The organism is Comamonas sediminis (assembly GCF_041107495.1).
Taxonomy (GTDB): domain Bacteria; phylum Pseudomonadota; class Gammaproteobacteria; order Burkholderiales; family Burkholderiaceae_C; genus Comamonas; species Comamonas sediminis.
Window position 1 is genome coordinate 599,117 of the sequence record NZ_JBGBDC010000002.1, and the last position, 18,145, is coordinate 617,261.

12 protein-coding genes are annotated in these 18,145 nt (G+C 54.3%); 5 read left to right on the forward strand and 7 right to left on the reverse strand.

What is annotated here, in order from left to right:
• Positions 1 to 7: 7 nt before the first annotated feature.
• Together AB7A72_RS06965 and AB7A72_RS06970 are read left to right on the forward strand one after the other, a co-directional pair.
• On the forward strand, positions 8 to 1,420 hold the full coding sequence (locus tag AB7A72_RS06965) for a TAXI family TRAP transporter solute-binding subunit (protein WP_369459425.1): 1,413 nt from the start codon (positions 8 to 10) through the stop codon (positions 1,418 to 1,420).
• On the forward strand, positions 1,413 to 1,913 hold the full coding sequence (locus AB7A72_RS06970; RefSeq protein WP_369459426.1) for a hypothetical protein: 501 nt from the start codon (positions 1,413 to 1,415) through the stop codon (positions 1,911 to 1,913). The genes AB7A72_RS06965 and AB7A72_RS06970 overlap by 8 nt, the downstream gene beginning before the upstream one ends.
• Positions 1,914 to 2,071: 158 nt before the next feature.
• Here the strand turns inward: AB7A72_RS06970 and AB7A72_RS06975 are convergent, their stop codons facing one another.
• From AB7A72_RS06975 to AB7A72_RS07005, 7 genes are all read right to left on the reverse strand, one after another.
• A complete protein-coding gene (locus tag AB7A72_RS06975) occupies positions 2,072 to 2,458 on the reverse strand; it encodes a hypothetical protein (protein ID WP_369459427.1) in 387 nt (128 codons plus the stop codon).
• A gap of 106 nt (positions 2,459 to 2,564) precedes the next feature.
• Positions 2,565 to 3,014, reverse strand: coding sequence for a DUF7684 family protein (locus AB7A72_RS06980; RefSeq protein ID WP_455423818.1), 450 nt, complete (start codon positions 3,012 to 3,014; stop codon positions 2,565 to 2,567).
• A 189-nt stretch (positions 3,015 to 3,203) separates the two neighbouring features.
• On the reverse strand, positions 3,204 to 3,665 hold the full coding sequence (locus tag AB7A72_RS06985) for a hypothetical protein (RefSeq protein ID WP_369459429.1): 462 nt from the start codon (positions 3,663 to 3,665) through the stop codon (positions 3,204 to 3,206).
• Between the two features lie 173 nt (positions 3,666 to 3,838).
• Positions 3,839 to 4,066 (reverse strand): hypothetical protein, encoded by a 228-nt coding sequence (locus AB7A72_RS06990; RefSeq protein ID WP_313333825.1) that lies wholly within the window; start codon positions 4,064 to 4,066, stop codon positions 3,839 to 3,841.
• 717 nt (positions 4,067 to 4,783) lie between these two features.
• Entirely contained in the window at positions 4,784 to 5,074 is a 291-nt protein-coding gene (locus AB7A72_RS06995) for a DUF7710 domain-containing protein (protein WP_369459430.1), read from the reverse strand.
• Positions 5,067 to 8,483 (reverse strand): NBR1-Ig-like domain-containing protein, encoded by a 3,417-nt coding sequence (locus AB7A72_RS07000; protein ID WP_369459431.1) that lies wholly within the window; start codon positions 8,481 to 8,483, stop codon positions 5,067 to 5,069. The genes AB7A72_RS06995 and AB7A72_RS07000 overlap by 8 nt, the downstream gene beginning before the upstream one ends.
• Before the next feature lie 13 nt (positions 8,484 to 8,496).
• Positions 8,497 to 11,889, reverse strand: coding sequence for a DUF6531 domain-containing protein (locus AB7A72_RS07005; protein WP_369459432.1), 3,393 nt, complete (start codon positions 11,887 to 11,889; stop codon positions 8,497 to 8,499).
• 1,189 nt (positions 11,890 to 13,078) lie between these two features.
• On the opposite strand from AB7A72_RS07005, the gene cydD reads away from it, so the two are divergent.
• The 3 genes from cydD (at position 13,079) to AB7A72_RS07020 (ending at position 18,141) form a co-directional block, all read left to right on the forward strand.
• Complete coding sequence (gene cydD, locus AB7A72_RS07010; RefSeq protein ID WP_369459434.1) at positions 13,079 to 14,728, forward strand: thiol reductant ABC exporter subunit CydD; 1,650 nt, start codon at positions 13,079 to 13,081, stop codon at positions 14,726 to 14,728.
• The gene (locus AB7A72_RS07015; RefSeq protein WP_369459435.1) at positions 14,725 to 16,446 is read left to right on the forward strand and encodes an amino acid ABC transporter ATP-binding/permease protein; all 1,722 of its coding nucleotides are present in this window, start codon (positions 14,725 to 14,727) and stop codon (positions 16,444 to 16,446) included. Before cydD ends, AB7A72_RS07015 begins: the two co-directional genes overlap by 4 nt.
• A 93-nt stretch (positions 16,447 to 16,539) precedes the next feature.
• Positions 16,540 to 18,141, forward strand: coding sequence for a cytochrome ubiquinol oxidase subunit I (locus AB7A72_RS07020; RefSeq protein WP_230776577.1), 1,602 nt, complete (start codon positions 16,540 to 16,542; stop codon positions 18,139 to 18,141).
• Positions 18,142 to 18,145: the final 4 nt, after the last annotated feature.

Sequence of the window (18,145 nt, forward strand, 5' to 3'; positions counted from 1 at the left end):
CACGTCCATGCGCCAAAAAGCCTACGGGCTGCGCCAAACCCTGATCACCCTGGTGCTCAACATCCGCGATGCGCTGGTCTCCGGCGGCCCGCTGGTGATCCTGGCCGTGGCCTTGATCGTCGCCGCCTACTGGTGGCTCAAGCCCAACCCGCCCTCGCAGGTCAAGCTGGCCACCGGCCCGGCCCAAAGCGCCTACGCCAGTTTTGGCGAGCAGTACCGCACGCCGCTGGCCAGGAACAAGATCCGCGTCGACCTGGTCGGCAGCGAAGGCTCCTTCGACAACCTGCAGCTGCTGCGCGAGGGCAAGGTCGATCTGGCCTTTGTGCAAGGCGGCACTGCCGAGCTGACCGAGGACGACCTGGACAGCCTCACCTCGCTGGGCGCGCTGTTTGTCGAGCCCGTCTGGCTGTTCTACCGCACCGACTCGGCCCAGCGCCTGACCAAGCGCCCCCACCTGAACAGCCTCACCCAGCTCGCCGGTTGGCGCATCAATGTCGGCACTGCTGGCAGCGGCGTGCCCAATCTGTTCAACCAATTGCTGGAAGCCAACCACCTGAGCCTGGCCCAGCTGCGCGTATCGCACCTGGCCGAAACGCCGGCGACCGTGGAGTTTCTGGCCGGCAAGATCGATGCGCTGGTCCTGGTCTCCGCGCCCGAATCGCCGATGGTGCAAATGCTGCTGAAAACACCCGGTGTGCAGCTGATGGATTTTCCGCAGAACGAGGCCTATGGCCGCAAGTTCAAGTTCCTGAGCCCCGTCACCCTGCCGCGCGGCATTGTCGACCTCGCCGCCAATGTGCCGCCGCAAAATGTGCACCTGCTGGCCTCCACCACCTCGCTGCTGGCCCGCGATGACACCCACCCCGCCATCAAGCAGCTCTTTGCCCAGGCCTCGCAGGGCATCCACAGCCAGGCGGGTTGGTTCAACCGCGCGCGTGACTTTCCCAACACCCGCAGCAGCGAACTGGCCGTCGCCCCCGAAGGCGTACGCGCCATCAACGAGCCCGCCCCCTTGCTGCAGCGCTACCTGCCCTTCTGGCTCGCCAACCTGGTCGAGCGCATGTGGCTGGTGCTGGGCGTTTTGCTGGCCTTCATGCTGCCGCTATCGCGGGTCGTACCGCCCCTCTACCAGTTCCGCGTGCGCTCACGCGTCTTCAAGTGGTACGGCCAGTTGCGCGCGATCGAGCACGAAATGGAGCAACCCAACCCTGACCGCGCGAGCATCCAGGCCGAATTGCTGGAGCTGAGCCGCAAGGTCGAGAAGATTACCGTGCCGCTGTCGTATGCGGATGAGTTGTATGCGCTGCGTAGCCATATTCATTGGGTGTTGCAGAAGCTGGAGCAACAAGAGCACGGAGTTGGCGCAGCACACCCAAACAATGCAGGAAACACCGGTCACCAGGCAAATTCACATGCATAGAACTACCGCCGCCATTGCCCTTAGCCTTGCCCTGCTCGCCGCCCATCCTGCTGCCAATGCATCTACCCCCTTCGCCCCAACGGAAAGCCAATGCGCTGCAATTTTTAAAGCAACCGGAGACAAATACGCAGGCATGTGGCTGGGCGAAGATGGCAAATTGGTGATAGGCCTGACATCACCGGTAGAGCTGGATCCAGAGATTCAGCAAATGCTGCATATCACATACGTCCGATACAGCATGGCGGAGCTGCAGAGGTTTCACAAGCAAGTGGTTATTAAAAACTTTAACAACAATCAGTACATCGCCGGTTCGCAGATTGACTACAAAATAAACCGCATTGTTATTACAGCCCAAAAAGAGAATTTATCTAAAGCAAAAGAGCTCTTCGAGAGCCAAGGCATCGATACAAGATTCGTTCGTATTGAAGCTCAACATACCACTGTTACTTTTATGCCCCTTATTGATGATGGCAGCTGCAAAGGTCCGCTGTAGCCAGTCTTGGGAGGACGACGATTTCTCATGCCGTGCATGCTCTGCACGGCGCCAACACAGCTGGAAAAAATCAATTGAGCTTACGAATGATGTTTTTAAAAATACTCATCATTTATAGACAACAAGAATTCCTGAATATCTGAAATTGGCAGAACCCACTATGATACTTGGCTGTATTCTTCGAAAGTACCTTCCATTCTATCGGGCATATGTCTCTCTACCATGCACGGAGAGAGGAGAAATCCTAGATAATTTTCTCGGGCAAATATTTGTTGAAAATAAACAAAGTCACCCTCTCTGAATAAGGCCCAATAGGTAATTCCATAGCTAACAGATTCAGGCTGAATACATGTGATAAGAGCGCATCGACTCGAACGGGATGCCACAAGAAATTCAAGCGCCTCCACCCATTGCCTTTTATAGGCTTCAGGTGACCATCTGGTGGTCATGATAGGGACTACCTCCCGATGCGCGCCGATGTCTATTTCGTATACAAATCCATTTTCACACCGTGTGTCCTTTGATATTTCGATGTTGAATGTCATTCGAGTACTTTGCCCCTATCGATTTTTGAAATAATCAAGCCACTCACGAAACGATGGTCCCACCGGCCATTTAAGCCATGCAGATCATTCGACGAGCATATGGCGATCATACCATTTGATGGTTTGGAATTGAATGCTCACTCATTTCTGGAGATTTCAGCCGCAATTTCTCCAGAATATCACGCACTGCATCATCCTCCTTGTCATATCCAACTACGCAGCGCACATTTGCTTCACCAGGAATCGCTGCATTCAGCAATAACGATGCTACGTCTTCGGCAGACTCATCGTTGTGAACAGCAGTAAGTGTACCCAAATAACCTAGATCGCAATCATCAATGGCATAGTCTAAAGCGTCATGCACATCCTCCGCTGCATCACCTAAGATCATAAAGTATTGACATCCTGCGGGGATAAGGTTTCGCACCAAACCTTTGAAATCCATGGCTGGAGATATAGCGTCAAGGACCAGCAAACACACGCTAGGGTGCGGGGCCAACACCATCGATTCGATTGATTGCAAATTGATTATTTGCAAATTGGGTGCCTCCATCATATTTCCGTGCCAATCTATAAATTACCATATCAAAAGCTGTCAGCTCTTTGCACACCGTTAAATAGGTACTTCTGACCTGCACCGTCTTGCGCATGCGCTGCGGCTTCTTCTTAAATGTGGTAAACAGACTCCATCCGCTCATGCATTTATCACTTCATAAAGCAGTCCGAGCCCAATGATAGTTATATATTATAACGGCACGTGTATATAATGGCACATATAATACTCAGGCAAAAAATCACCATGATAGAACGGTGCCGCAACCTCAATTTGATAAATGTTTGCAGAGCAAACGATGGTGAATGTCTCACCTGAGTTATTGCTGATCTGAAGCCCACTTTCCGCCGTGAAATCTTCGTCCACCACCAGCATTTTTTCGATAACCGTTATATCTCTCCAGGCTAGCGGCAACGGCAACATTTCAGGCGCATTTTTATCTTTCTCGACAAGTCGAAAAACAAGATTACCGACCTCATCCCAACCCACCGTATCGTGCATCGTCGTATATATTTTCAGTATGGAATCATTAGCAAGGAAAAGCCAGATAGTTGATACACCGCGCGGAGTAGGCGTGTCAGTGGCATAGCCAACTATTCCTTGGCGAAGCAGACCCTGAATAGAACACAGGTCTGCAGTGTCAAATTCAAGCATTAGCACAACTAGGCACATCCTTTGTTAGCAGCAATGCATCTCAAGACCAACAGAACTTCCGCCGATAGGGAGTCAATTATTGGCCTGCTCACGGGCCTCATTCAGTAGCGGTCCCAATCCATCCAAGTCAAAAATATCAAATAATTGATTGAATAGCTTCAACGCAAAATATATCAGCGACACAAATTCTCTGCAGAATTTTTTAGCTGTGTAATGAAGTCAGACAGCGGTATTCGCACACCCAACATTCCATCATGTTGCGGCAATGTTATGCAGACGCAGTCACGCCCTTGCTCATGGTCTAAAAGCAATAAAAGTTGGCCATCATAACCAACTTCCACAACTAAATTTTGGTAGTTCACATCACTTAAGATGAGCGTCTTCCATTTATCATCAGTCATGAAAACCTCTCCTTGCACGGCAGAGCTAAAATTTTTTGGCAATAAATTCCCACCCCCAATATACCCAGTAATTTAATTAGCGATTGGATAAAATCTATAAAAACAAACGCATAGAGCGATAATATCTGCAGCCGACTACAATATCCTGATTGATGCTATCGAATCCGGCCATGCATACACAATCAACCGATCATCCAACTGCTCAAGCTCGAAAGCAGAACCAACCAGACCACCTCTCCAACCAATTGCGCACGAACCCCAGGTGCAAGCAACACCTCTTCCGCCCAAGGCTCCAGTACCAACAACACAGCACTGGGTGAAGAATTTGTATAAACAAAACTACAAACGTATTTCATTTTGCGAAGTCATTTGATTTTTGAATGCAATAAATATAATTTAATGCAGTTATATCGTTTAATTTGAAGCTTCAAATCAAAGCAATTCAGCACACTTTTCCGAACTTCCGTGATTCATACGCCTTTAAGAAATTCGCTGCTTGATTGGCTTATTGCTTCATAAATTATCGAGTAAGGATTTGACATCCATCGACATGACAGCCCCTAGGCAATCGATTAAATAAAGAGATCTAGAACCAATAGACTTCTTTTCGTTCAAATAAATAGCAATTGCCGTTTGCAATGCCAAGCCATATTCAGTAACATCAACTGATCCTGAACTGTTCAATAAGCGGCCGTATGATCGTCCGGCATGCGACAGCTAGTCTTGGCGGCAACCATCCTCGTAGTGATGGTGTGCCATCGACGCAGTCGTAAATTGGCCGATAAACGCCGCATCAAGTTTTTTCGCGGGTTTCGGTTTGAATTTTCCACTGGCAATTGCCCAGTCGAAAACGCCTGTTCCGATTGGATACTCGGTCAATAAGCCCGTAAGTCCATGTTTGACTATCCAATTTTCGGCATCTGCAACCGATCCAAATACACCGGACGGGAACGCCGCCTTGGTTGCGACAAAAATCCAAACAGTTGCTTCCATTTCCATCTCATTCATTGTGTTTAAGCCAGCGTCCAATTTTGTTTATGGAACTCCGAATCTTCGATTTGTTCTCGTCAACAACTGTTTGCTGTGTAGACGAAAGTTCGCGTTCTCCCGCAATAGGTTTTCCATTGGGTCCAATTTTTACCGTTTTACCCCCACCAACAACGTGGGCGTGGGCTGGCGGGTGATCGCCACCTTTGTAGTTGTGCTCGACTGTTACTCCATTGCCCTTAGCAATTTGCTTCGCAGGAAGCGTTGGCGACGTGGTCGCCCCACCCTTAAGCGACTCTACACCGGCCGCCCCCACAGCTGACAGTGCAGGCCCCCAATCGCCAAGCGCGACTCCGGCCGCTCCGATATTCGCATTAATAGGCATGCGTTCCGCAGGGTCTACGCCTGCTGCACGTAGCTCATTGCGCACTTGTATCATCACCGCCAGGGATGACGCAATGCAACCCTCATTGCCGCCACAACTGTGGAAGCCCTGGATTGCTCCATTCACTTGATTCATTTGAGCAATCGACAGCGGACTACGCCCATCCGGGTCAACGAACTTATACGGGTTGTTGTTGGCATATGCATAACGATTAAAGCTATGCAAATTATCAGCATCAAACCCCACAGGATCGATACCCATAAACCGCCCTAATGCAGGATTGTAGTACCGAGCCCCCATGTACGACAAACCCGTATCACTGTCATGCGGCTTACCGGTAAACCACAGGGCATTGCCGCCATCACCTATGTCATTAAGGCGCTCACCGTAGGGCAAATAGCTTTCGTTCCAGAGCAGGTTGCCGCTGGCGTCGGTGGCCAGCATGGGGGAGCCGGAGACATCGTTGTGGAAAAAGGTGATGGTCTCCGTGATGGTTGCGGCGACTACAGGCACCGCGATGTTGGTGCTTTGAGCACCGAACCAAGCTGTATCGCCACGGAGCATCTTCCATTGGAAGTTATAGGTGCCTGGCGTTGCGGGCGCTGTGACCTGGAAGCTAAAGCTGTATTCCCCGCCAGGGACTACGTCGGTCTCCAAGGGCACCCGACCGGTAGCGGTCCATGTGGTATTGACAGGGTCCTGCGGATTCTGCGCACCCAGGTAGTACGTGTCGCCGGCGGACCAAGTAGAGGTGCCGGTATTTTTCATCGTGACGGATGCCGTGTAGCTTTGCCCAGCGGTCATCGTGGTTACTGGCAGGCTTTGCGACACGAAGGCTGCGTCATCTGCTCCTGTTGACTCAGAGACGGTCACTACGGCGTTGGTAGAAGTGGCTCCAAACCACTGCGTACCCTTCGCCATTCGCCATTGGAAGTTATAGCTTCCAGGTTCATCAGGGGCAGTGATGGGGAAGGAGAAGGTGTAATCCATCCCCGCTGGTACCGTGCCATTGAGCGCAATTGGACCAGCACCCCAAGTGTTGTTGTCCGACGGGTTCTGCGCCTTTAACTGGTAGCCGTTGCCGCTCGTCCATGTGGTGGAACCTGCGTTGCGCATGGTCACCAACGCTTGGTGTGTATCACCTGCAATCATGCGGGCGGGGATATTTTGAGCCACAAAGATGGCGCTGTCGCTGCCCGCAGGGGCAGATACCACTATCTTTCTGTTGTCAGATTTATCTCCAAACCAAGCCCCATCACCCTGCACCATTTGCCATTGAAAGTCGTAAGCATCAGGCGTTGCGGGTGCGGTGATCTGAAAATTGAACGTGTACTGCTCCCCCGGGTTAACAGAATTGCCAAGATTTACCCTTGATGCTCCCCAGGTATTTTCGGGCGAGCCAAGAGAGCCGAGGCTAAAGCCGCCCACCTCTGTCCAGGCTACAGTACCGGTGTTTTTCATCGTTACCGAAGCGCTGTACTGCTGCCCTGCAACCATATTAGCCGGCACGCTTTGCGATACATATGTGGCACTATGGGGAACAGGATCAAGTAGCGGTATTTTTAGTTCATCGGACGGGCTACCGAACCATTGAACTCCATCTTGTACCATTTGCCACTGGAAGGAGAAAGTTCCGGAAGGCAGAGGTGCAGTGATAGGAATGCTGAATGTGTATTGCTCCCCAGACTGCACTGGCTTGGAAATAAACACTCTGGATGGCCCCCAGTGAGCATTATCCTGAGGCGCCTGCGATCCTAATCTATAAGCTGCATCTTCTGACCAAGTGGCAGTACCCGTATTTAACATCGTCACAGCGGCAATGTAAGCCTGGCCTGCCACCATATTTTCGGGCACCGTTTGGGATACAAACTGTGCATCATTGGGCACTGGATCGCTTACCTCGATAGCAAGACTGGTAGATTTTGAACCAAACCATTCCACACCGTCTTGCACCATCTGCCACTGGAAATTGTAAGTACCCAGCGCATTGGGCGCGGTGATGGGAAAGTTGAATGTATACGTCTGCCCCGGAGCTACGGGTTCAGTCAGCTGAACTCGACCTAGGCCCCAACTGGCGTTATCTTGAGGATTTTGAGAACCAAGTCGATAGTGCGCACCCTCAGACCAGGTTTGCGTACCCGTATTCTTCATCGTTACCGATGCCTTGTATTGCCTGCCCCTAACCACATTTATAGGCAAGCTTTGCGCTACAAACGATGCACTGTTCGGCTCTGGTGGTGAAACGTCGATATCGAGGATAAAAGATGAGCTGCCAAACCACTCGACACCCGTCTGCAGCATCTGCCAGATTAGTTTATGAGTCCCTGGTGCGGAGGGAGCGGTGATGTCAAATGTAAAGGTATGAAGTTGATCCGGGGCTACGGAGCCTTTTACAGGCACACGATTTATACCCCAGAGAGCGGGATTCGCCGGATTTCTTAAACCTAGTTGGTACTGACCAGTTTCACTCCAAGTAGCGGTACCCGTATTCTTCATCGTCACGGAGACTGTATAAGTCTGCCCACCAACCATATGCAGGGGTACGTCCTGGGAGTGAAAGCTCGCTCGATTAGGGATACGTGGCCTTCTTACAATCTGGATAAATGTACCAGTCGAGTAATTATCCTTCTCCCAAAATGCAGTCGAGCCAAACCATCCACCACGCCCCTTTCTCATTTGCCAATCAAGGCGGGTGTTACAGCATGGCGGCGCAGTTACGGTAACGTAGGTACTGAACTCCCCGCCGGGAGGAATAGGTTCACTTGGCTTAATGGAGATAGGCCCTGCATTCCAATTGTTTTGAGGGGATGCTAAGACATAGCCTTGGCCGGCTGACCAAGTGGTAGTACCCGTGTTTCTGTATCCTATCTGGAATCGATAGATATCCCCCTCAATCATGCTTGGCTGCACAGCAGTCATGAACAGCTGGGAGTCATCCTGAGCACGTGCAAAATTACCAAGACTTAAAAGTAGTGCGATGAAAAATGCAAATTTATAAAAAAATGAGACACAGTTTTTTAGCTTTGAGCGTGTATTTTTATTCATGATTCCCTCCACCCTATTTTTGCGATTGGAAAACACGCTGCGCTATACGCTTGCCACCCAAATATATATATTCAGTGGCCTTGTGCAACTCTGAGGGTGAATAGTCAACCAATAAATCATGGCTGGAGTTATAAAACTCGTAGCTCTTGACACCTGCTTTGACGATAATCGACCTGTTGTTTTGAGCATCGTAGGCATACTCGACTTTAGAAGCAGCGTTGTCGCAGTCCACACATATCAAGTTGGAGGCATTGTCATAGGTATACTTCTTACCATCTCCGATGACAATATTCCCATATGCGTCGTAGCTATAGTAGTTAGCCACGCCTCCTTTTTGCGTGCTGGCCAGCTTGTTATTGCGATCATAGTTATAGCTGAGCGTATTGCTGCCGAATTTTTGACTGGTGATATTTCCATTACCACCGTAACCCACCACCCCTGAACCCCAAGGCCCATTAGAAGAAATCAATCTATTTATTTTGTCATAGCTTAGCGTTCGATTGTTATCAGCATCTACAGAATCTCGAATCGAAGTCAGATTACCTACGTCATCGTAGTTATAAGAGTTATTGTTGTAATTTACCCCGCCGCCTTTGCGCGTTGTGAACGTACTTGGCCATAAACGAGCATTTTGCTGATATTCAGTGATTGTGCCATTCGAATAGTTAATTTGCCTCAGTTGACCAGACGGCCAATAGGTAATATTTCGAACATAGCCTGAAACTTGCGTTGGCCGCCCTAGCGCATTGGGCGAATAGCTCACCGTTTTTCCGGATGGATAAGTGATGGAGGCGAGTTGGTCGAGGCCGTTGTATGTATACGAGGCTTTAAAAGTCTGCCCGTCCACCTGAAGCGTTTCGCTGGTCATGTTTCCATTGGCATCGTAGCTGTAGCTACGGTTGCCAGTTGAGGACCTCGCCGTCAAAAGCCTATGCGTCTTGCTGTAGGTATTGCTGACATTTGGAGTTCCAGTGGGGTAGGTAATAGAGGTCAGCCTGTTTTGTGCATCATAGGCATAGCGGGTGGTTGCTGAAGCGCCCACTGCGCTGGAGGTCATGTTGCCTGCGACATCGCGTCCATATTTTGTGATGCCAGTCTCTGGATTAGTCACTGACTCCAAATGATAATTGCTGTTGTATTTATAGCTGCGAGTTAATCCCGCCTGGGTGGCAGAAGTGATAAGGCCTTTGCTATTTCGCGCAATGGTTACGCTTGCAGATGCTTCTGGCGCTGAAATACCCATTAGCAGCTGCTGATCCGGATCACCATAGGATCTATAGCTGTAGGTTGTCACATTGCCACGCTCATCCGTCACCCTCTTGGTGCCGGCTCCGTAGACCACATTGCTTGAGGTATTGTCTGCATTAGAGATCCGCGTGATTCGATCCAATATATCGAACTGGTAGCTCGTACCGGCATTGGAATCTGGGTCTGACTCGAATGTGCGGCGACCAAGCACATCCACCGTAAATTTTCGGGCGATACCACCCAAAGTCACCCCTGTAGCTTGGCCAAAGCTGTTGTACACCGTGCGTTCCACCAATGCGCCGCGAGTGGCTGTTTTCGTAGTAGCGGTGTAGGCGACCGAAACGGAGGTACCAGCAGGATAATCAATGGATGTGATTCTGTTCATACTGTCATATCTCAACCTGGTTGTATGCCCATCTCCATTGGTTTCCGATATGACATTGCCAGCATCATCCACTTGCCTTCTGATCGAAATGCTCTCAGGTTGTGTTTCGGACTGGGGTATGCCTCGCTTGAAATTGGAATAGTTGTGTACCTGAGATCGAGGCAAAGTTTTTGCAACCATATTGCCTTGCGCATCATACCGATAAGTGGTAGTGACTCCATCCTCAGTAAAAGAGGTCAGGTTTCCATTCCCATCGAAGGCGCGGCTTATCGAGCTGCCAGTGAAGCTTTCATTTTGGGACTTATTGATGATCCATTTAGCAGCATTCGTGTAGTAGCTAATGGTGGTAGTCTTGCTTCCACCTGACGGACCAGACTCAACAACGGTTCTTGGATTTCCATAACTGTCAAATTGGCTGTTGGTGATGGTATAGGTTGCACCATCGCGCACCGTGGTCTTCTTGGTCAGAATGGGAGCGTTGGTTTGCCCTGAGTCCACCTTAGTGACAAAGGCACCTGGCCTGAAATAGTTTTCGTTGGATATTTTTTGTTTGTCCCAGGTGTAGGTTTCGGTTTGTGTATTACCTGTTTTCTTAGACATCAGCAACCCCACCATCCAGACCGTGCCCGAGCTGGAATAATTGGGGCCTACGTGTTGATAGGTGATCGTGCCGGTGGGGGTGGTGACGGTGGTGGTGTCATATGTATTGCGGCTACCAGGTGCGTAGCGAAAGCTCCAGTTACCACCGTTATTGCTTCTTTTGCCTTTAACGACGGTCGTTCGGCTCAATGGATTGGCTTGACCGTCAAAATATACAAAGTCGTAGGTATAGCTGATAACACCGCCTTGCGGATAGGTGACATCTTTCATCACATGGCTGCCGGGCAAGGTATTGAGATTACCGTTGTATTGGTATTTCCAAGATGTGCCATCGGGCCGTGTCACCGATGTCAAAAAGTAGCTGTACAGCACATTCGGCACAGCTTGGTAGGCATAATTCCAGGTCTGTCCCGCACTGCTGATTCGGCTTATTCGGGGAGTCCTGGCACCACTGTCTGCATAAGTAAATGTTATGTTGCGGCCATCACTGGTCACAATATTGGATATTTCTGAAGATGCACTCGCTTTGTAATTGATAACGGCATTGTTTCCGTTTCTATCAATGATTTTGGTAGTGAACCATGCAAATATAGGGTTGACGCCGCCGGTCATGTTCACCAGATGGGTCATTTCATACTGCATGCCATCCGGGGAGAAGACCCTTAACCCCCCACTGTTGATACAGTCTGCTCTCCACCGCTGGGTCGTCAGCATCAAAGGCGATGTGTTGCCAGTAAATGCGAGTAACTGGCGACTACCATCTGGCAGTTCCAGTACCGGGTTATCAGCTACCGTTTGAGCATTTTTATTCAAGCAAATGGTTCGTTCTTTGTTTTTCAGAACGCGACCGAAGTGGATGCTCCACCCTACCCCCGCACCAGAGGAGGAGTCGTAAGCCGCAGGGTTCAGCGGCTCCACAGAAGAACTGTTGTAAGACCTTATCACTTTAAGATCAAATCCTCCATTTCCAGGAAGATGGAGGTCTACGTATTGCCTTTGCAGCGAACCAGTGAATGGATCAATATTTTCACTAACATTCTGATTTATATAATCTCGATTGGGATAAATACCTGGATCTTTGTACAAATCAGGTATGACTTCTTGAGAAAAGCTGTGGTGCGCGCACGCCGCAATTAATACAGCGACACTATAACGATATAGTTTCCCAATCATGAAATCTCCCTTGTATTCAATTGCGTTTATTTGAGCAACGCTCGCCTCATCCTGCGCTCATTCGTGCAGCAACCGTGAGTGCGACGTTCCAAGCACCACTAGTTGTTTACGTTACCTCGCGACAAGAACTCCCCAAAGTTTTGCCTCGATCAAGCTTTCGCTAAATTTAATATTATTTTCAATCGCAGTCAAATATTTAGTAGCCATTAATCATTATGATTAAATGATTACCAAATAGAATACCGACCTATAACTTACAATTGATTTTTAAAAATATTTAATATATAATTTCACTCAAAAGACTGATTAGATAACGTCTTTTCGAAAGCATGGCAATTCTTTCTCCTAACGAATAGTTAGCTACCGAAGGCAGGAACGTTTATATACATACGCGTACATAGCGTTTTTCAGAAATGAATGTTTACTTATCCACGTCTTTACTGACACCACAGCCCACACCCTAAATCCATATAAACGCTTTCCAAACGTGGTATGTACCTGGCTTCGGTCAGCAAATTGGGTGACATTCCTGCTGATACTTTTACGTTGCCAGCTGAACCTCATCAGTGATTAGCGGGGCACTCGTATCAAGCGGTGACGAAACTTGTTCTCTAACGGGGAAAGTGCCGCTGGAGTACGCGCCTGTTGAGCCGTTCGCCAGTGTTATGAACGCAAGGCCATTTGGCTCACCTGCCAGAAGTACTTCGTTAAGAGTTGCGCATGGACCTCGGTTCATCCAGTCGCCCCAAAACAACGCCCCATCTCCCCATCCCACCCCCTAGGGAGAACCCGCGCTGTTCTTGACTTACAGCAAGCTCTGTTCACACTCTAGGCAACACAATCGGCTCAAGCGTTTGGCAAAGCGGGCTCAAAACGCCAGGCAGCAGCCAGAACCGAAGGCTCTGGGGTTTACGGCAATTTCTGCATTCACTATGTTTTCAGGGCGTTGAATGCTCTGAATTTCGTAGCAACTGACGCCTAAGCACGGCCCGTCAAGTCCAGCGCCTTCGATCAACGTAGTTCCTATCAGGTATTCGATAAATTGAATTAATGAGTATCTTGGATATACAATACTTTCAAGAATTTCTGAAAACTGAAAAACTCATCCATGCCATCCACCCGCGCTACCCCCTCCACCAGCAGCCCTGCTGTGGCAATGCGCCCCTCTGCAAAGGGAGCGTGGTGGCAGGTGCTTGCGGCTTTACTGTGGCTGCCGCAAGCGGCGGTCATTGCCTGGGGGATTGAGGCAATTCACCAGCAAGCGGCCTGGTCGGCATTGGCCAAGGCTTGCGCCCTGTTCCTGGCACTGGGCCTGCTGCGGGCGCTGGTCGATGGCTATGGCCTGCGCCGGGCGTTTGCAGCGGCGCGCGCGCATACGCAGCAGCTGCGGCTGCAGGCGCTGCAGGCATTGGCGCTGCATTCGCCGTTGCACCCACAGCGCCCATCGGCCGGGCTGGCGGCCAGTGTGCTCAACGAGCAGGCTGACCACATCACGCCCTACTTTGCCCGTTACACCACGGCGCGCACCAAGGTCATGGTCGTGCCGCTGGTCATCCTGGTCTGTGTCTTCAGTCTGTCCTGGGTGGCGGGGCTGGTGCTGCTGGTGGCAGCGCCGTTGATTCCGATCTTTATGGCGCTTGTGGGCTGGCGGGCCGAGGCGGCCAGCAAAAAGCATTTGCAGGATGTTGGAAACCTGAACCAGTTCTTGCTCGATCGCCTGCAAGGTCTCGCTAGCATTCGCGGGCTGGGTGCCGTGGCCCAGGTGGCCCAGCAGCTGACCGGTGCGGCAGAGCAGCTGCGTGCCAACACCATGGCGGTGCTCAAGATTGCGTTCCTGTCTTCTGCGGTGCTGGAGCTGTTCTCTGCGTTGGGCGTGGCCCTGGTCGCTGTCTATGTCGGCTTTCATTTGCTGGGCCAGATCCCGTTTGGCAGCTGGGGCGGTACCTTGGGCCTCGCCCAGGCCATGTTCGTGCTGCTGCTGGCCCCCGCGTTTTTTGAGCCGCTGCGCGAGCTGTCTGCGGTATGGCATGACAAGGCCGCCGGTGTCGCTGCGCTGGACGCGCTGCAAGCGCTGCAGCAGCCTGGCCCGCAGCTGGTGGGTACTGGCAATGCGCACCCAGACAGCGCTGCCAGCGCCCCCAAGACAACCGCTGCCGCGCTGACAATCCAGGACCTCAGCTTTCAATACAGCGCCCAGAGCCCGCTGGTGGTCCATGCCTTCAGCGCAGAGATTGCCGCGGGGGAGCGCGTGGCGCTGTGGGGAGAAAGCGGCAGCGGAAAATCCACCGTGATGGCGCTGATCGCGGGCCTGGCTGCCCCCAGCGCCGGCAGTATCCATATCGATGGCGCCCCCTTGGATGCAGCCCATGCCGACCGGCTGCGCAGCGGCATCGCCTGGGTCGCGCAAAAGCCCCATGTGCTGGCTGCCAGCCTGATGGACAACATTCGCCTGGGCCGCGATATCGACGACGCCGCGCTGCAGCAAGCGGTGCAGCGCGCGGCGCTCGGCCCCGTGCTGGCCTTGCGCGGCAATGCGGTGGTGGGCGATGGCGGCCTGGGCCTGTCGGGTGGCGAGGCCTTGCGCCTGACCCTGGCACGCGCGGCTGCCACGCCTGGCTGCCGCCTGGTGCTGGCCGATGAACCGACGGCCCACCTGGATGCCGAGACCGCGCAGTTTGTGCGCCAGGGACTGCTGGCGTTGGCTGCACGCGGCGCGACTCTGGTCGTGGCCACCCATGATCCGCTGCTGGCCGCCTGCATGGACCGGGTGCTGTCGCTCGATGGCAGCCAGCCGCCCATTGCCACCGGCCTGCCCGCCGCCACGAGGAGCATCGCATGATGGCCTGGAACGCGCTGCGCCCCATTGTTCAACTGTTTGCGCAATCGCCCTACCGCCGGCGCATGCTGCTGGGCAGTCTGCTCGCTGCCATCACCGTGTGCGCCGGCATGGCGTTGCTGGGTCTGTCGGGCTGGTTCCTCACGGCTGCCTATGTGGCGGGTCTTTCCGCCGCCACGGCCGTGGTGTTTGATGTATTCGCACCCGGCGCCGGTGTGCGCTTTTTCTCGATGCTGCGCACCGGCGCGCGCTACAGCGAGCGGGTAGTGACCCACGATGCCACCTTGCGCGTGCTGGCCGCCCTGCGGGTGCAGCTGTTCTCGCGCCTGGCCGCCGCTGATACCGCATTGGCGTTGCGCCAGCGCCCCGCCCGCCTGCTGCACCGCCTTACCGCCGACATCGATGCGCTCGACGCAGTCTACCTGCGTCTGCTGACCCCGGCCGTCGCGCTGCTGGTCAGTGCCTGCGTCACCGCGCTGGCGTTGACGGTCTTTTTGAACTGGCAAAGCGGCCTGCTCGTGGGCGCCATGGTGCTGGCCGGCGGCCTGGCCTGCGTGGCCTGGTGCGTGCGCTACGGTTTTATGACCGCGCTACGCCGCAGCTTTGCCGGCGAACAGCTGCGGGCCCAGGTGATTGATGCCGTCGGCGCGCAGACCGAGCTGGTGATGGCCGGCACCCTGGCTGGCCAAATGGCCCGCATTGCGGCGGCGGAGCGCCAGCAGTTTGCTGCCGATATCCGTCTGAACCGGCTGGAATCGGGGGTCGCCGTCGCGATGGCCATGCTGGGCCATCTGGCCACCGCAGCCGCCTTGCTCTGCGCCGCCTGGCTGGCCCAGAAGGGTGAAATTGGCGCGCCCATTGCCGCGCTGGCCACCTTGCTGCTGCTGGCAGCGCTGGAGCCCCTCGTCCATATCCGCCGTGGCGCGATGGAAGCGGGCCGCACCCTGCTCGCTGCGCGCCGCATTGCTCCGCTGCTCGATGACGCTGCAGGCACCCGCGCCGGCGAAGCCCAAGCACCTGCTACCGGCCTGGCCGTGGACCTGCAAGCAGTCCGCCTGCAGCACCCGGGCAGCGCCAGCGCCTTGCTGCAGCAGGTCGATCTGCAGGTGGCCGATGGCGAATGGCTGGTGCTGGCCGGGCCCAGCGGCGCCGGTAAATCCAGCCTGATGGCGCTGATAGCGGGCGACCTGGCGCCCAGCGCCGGCCAGGTGCTGCGGGCGCACTGCGCCAGCCTGCCCCAACGCACAGAGCTATTCCAGGCCAGCGTGGCCGCCAACCTGCGCCTGGGCCGCGCTGATGCCAGCGATGCGCAGCTGTGGGACGCACTGCAAACGGCAGGGCTGGCCGACGTCATCCGCGCACTGCCCCAACAACTGAATACGCCCTTGGGCAGCCAGGGCGCAGGCCTGTCGGGGGGCGAATCACGCCGCCTGGCCCTCGCCCGCCTGCTGCTGCACCCCGCACCCTTGCGCTTGCTGGACGAACCCACCGAAGGCCTGGACCGCCAGACCGCTGCCCAGGTGATGAGCGCGTTGGCGCAATGGCATGCCCAGCGCGCAGCTGGCGGCCGCAGCGCCATCGTGATGGCCAGCCATTTGCAGCGCGAGGCGCGCCACGCCGACCGCATTGTTTGGATAGCCCCCTTGCAAGGAGGATTGGCGCAAGCGCGCAAGGGCACGGCGGAGTTTGAAGCACTGCTGCAGCGATTGCGGCCTGGCTAGCCCCGCAGCCTGCGCAAGCCACGGATTTGTCAGTTTGGAACCCACGTAGTTTTTCTACCAGATCGAGCACTTACAACACGGAAGGACCAGTTCATGGATCTCGACATCGTCGGGCTATCAAGATTGCAGTTTGCACTCACAGCCCTGTACCACTTTCTCTTCGTACCCCTGACCCTGGGGCTGTCCATGCTGATCGCCATCATGGAGACGGTCTATGTGATGACGCGGCGCGTCATCTGGCGCCAGATGACCAAGTTCTGGGGTGTGCTCTTTGGCATCAACTTCGCCATCGGCGTGGCCACCGGCCTGGTGATGGAGTTTCAGTTCGGCATGAATTGGAGCTACTACAGCCACTATGTGGGCGACATCTTTGGCGCCCCGCTGGCCATCGAAGGGCTGATGGCCTTCTTCCTGGAGGCGACCTTTGTCGGTCTGTTCTTCTTCGGCTGGGACAAGCTCTCGCCGGTCAAGCACTTGATCGTCACCTGGCTCACCGCCCTGGGCACCAACCTGTCGGCGCTGTGGATTCTGATCGCCAACGGCTGGATGCAGAACCCCGTGGGTGCCGTCTTCAACCCGCAGACCATGCGCATGGAAGTCAATGACTTCGCGGCCGTGCTCACCAACCCGGTGGCGCAGGCCAAGTTTGTGCACACCGTCTCTGCCGGTTATGTCTGCGCGGCCATCTTTGTGCTGGGCGTGTCGGCCTGGTACCTGCTCAAGGGCCGCCATGTGGCATTGGCCAAGCGGTCGATGACTGTGGCTGCCGCCTTTGGCCTGGCCGGTTCGCTGTCGGTGGTGGTGCTCGGGGACGAGTCCGGCTACCTGTCGGGCGAACACCAGAAGATGAAGCTCGCCGCGATCGAAGCGATGTGGGAGACCGAGCCTGCACCGGCCGCCTTCACCGCCATCGGCTTCCCCGACCAGGAAGCGCGCGAGACCCATTACGCCATCCACATCCCATGGGCCATGGGTCTGATCGGCACCCGCTCGCTGGATACCGAGCTGCAGGGCATCAACGACCTGGTCAAGCATGCCGAGGTGCTGATCCGCGACGGTATCAAGGCCTATGACGCACTGGAGAAGATCCGCGCAGCGGGCTCCACGACGACGATCTCGCCCGAGCTCAAGGAGCAATTCGAGGCCAATGGCAAGTCGCTGGGCTATGCGCTGCTGCTCAAGCGCTATGTCGATGACCCACGCCAGGCCAGCGACGCGCAGATCGCCAAGGCGGCTTGGGACACGGTTCCGCAGGTGGCTCCGCTGTTCTGGACCTTCCGCATCATGGTCGCGCTGGGCATGTTCTTCATCGTGCTGACCGCCGTGTTCTTCTACCTCGCGTCGCGCCACCAGCTGGAAAACCGCCGCTGGCTGCTGTGGGTGGCCGTCTGGTCGATCCCGCTGCCCTGGGTCGCCATTGAGTGCGGCTGGTTTGTGGCCGAGTTCGGCCGCCAGCCCTGGATCATCGAAGGCGTGCTGCCCACCGCTGTGGCCGCATCCAACCTGGGCGTGACCACCCTGCTGATCACCATTTTGGGCTTTGTGGCGCTGTACACGGTGCTGCTGATCATCGAGATGAAGCTGATGCTCAAGGCCATCCAGAAGGGCCCCGAGCTGGAGCCCGAGCAGCGTGATCCGCAGCCGCTGAGCTATGCCTCGATCGCCACGGCACAACCTACCTATTCGGGAAAGTAACACC

What these genes read in the sequence shown, in the direction of transcription:
- AB7A72_RS06965 (WP_369459425.1), top strand. Translation starts at nt 8, where the DNA reads ATGCGCCAAAAAGCCTACGGGCTGCGCCAAACCCTGATCACCCTGGTG.
- AB7A72_RS06970 (WP_369459426.1), top strand. Translation starts at nt 1,413, where the DNA reads ATGCATAGAACTACCGCCGCCATTGCCCTTAGCCTTGCCCTGCTCGCC.
- AB7A72_RS06975 (WP_369459427.1), bottom strand. Translation starts at nt 2,458, where the DNA reads ATGACATTCAACATCGAAATATCAAAGGACACACGGTGTGAAAATGGA.
- AB7A72_RS06980 (WP_455423818.1), bottom strand. Translation starts at nt 3,014, where the DNA reads ATGATGGAGGCACCCAATTTGCAAATAATCAATTTGCAATCAATCGAA.
- AB7A72_RS06985 (WP_369459429.1), bottom strand. Translation starts at nt 3,665, where the DNA reads ATGCTTGAATTTGACACTGCAGACCTGTGTTCTATTCAGGGTCTGCTT.
- AB7A72_RS06990 (WP_313333825.1), bottom strand. Translation starts at nt 4,066, where the DNA reads ATGACTGATGATAAATGGAAGACGCTCATCTTAAGTGATGTGAACTAC.
- AB7A72_RS06995 (WP_369459430.1), bottom strand. Translation starts at nt 5,074, where the DNA reads ATGAATGAGATGGAAATGGAAGCAACTGTTTGGATTTTTGTCGCAACC.
- AB7A72_RS07000 (WP_369459431.1), bottom strand. Translation starts at nt 8,483, where the DNA reads ATGAATAAAAATACACGCTCAAAGCTAAAAAACTGTGTCTCATTTTTT.
- AB7A72_RS07005 (WP_369459432.1), bottom strand. Translation starts at nt 11,889, where the DNA reads ATGATTGGGAAACTATATCGTTATAGTGTCGCTGTATTAATTGCGGCG.
- AB7A72_RS07015 (WP_369459435.1), top strand. Translation starts at nt 14,725, where the DNA reads ATGATGGCCTGGAACGCGCTGCGCCCCATTGTTCAACTGTTTGCGCAA.
- AB7A72_RS07020 (WP_230776577.1), top strand. Translation starts at nt 16,540, where the DNA reads ATGGATCTCGACATCGTCGGGCTATCAAGATTGCAGTTTGCACTCACA.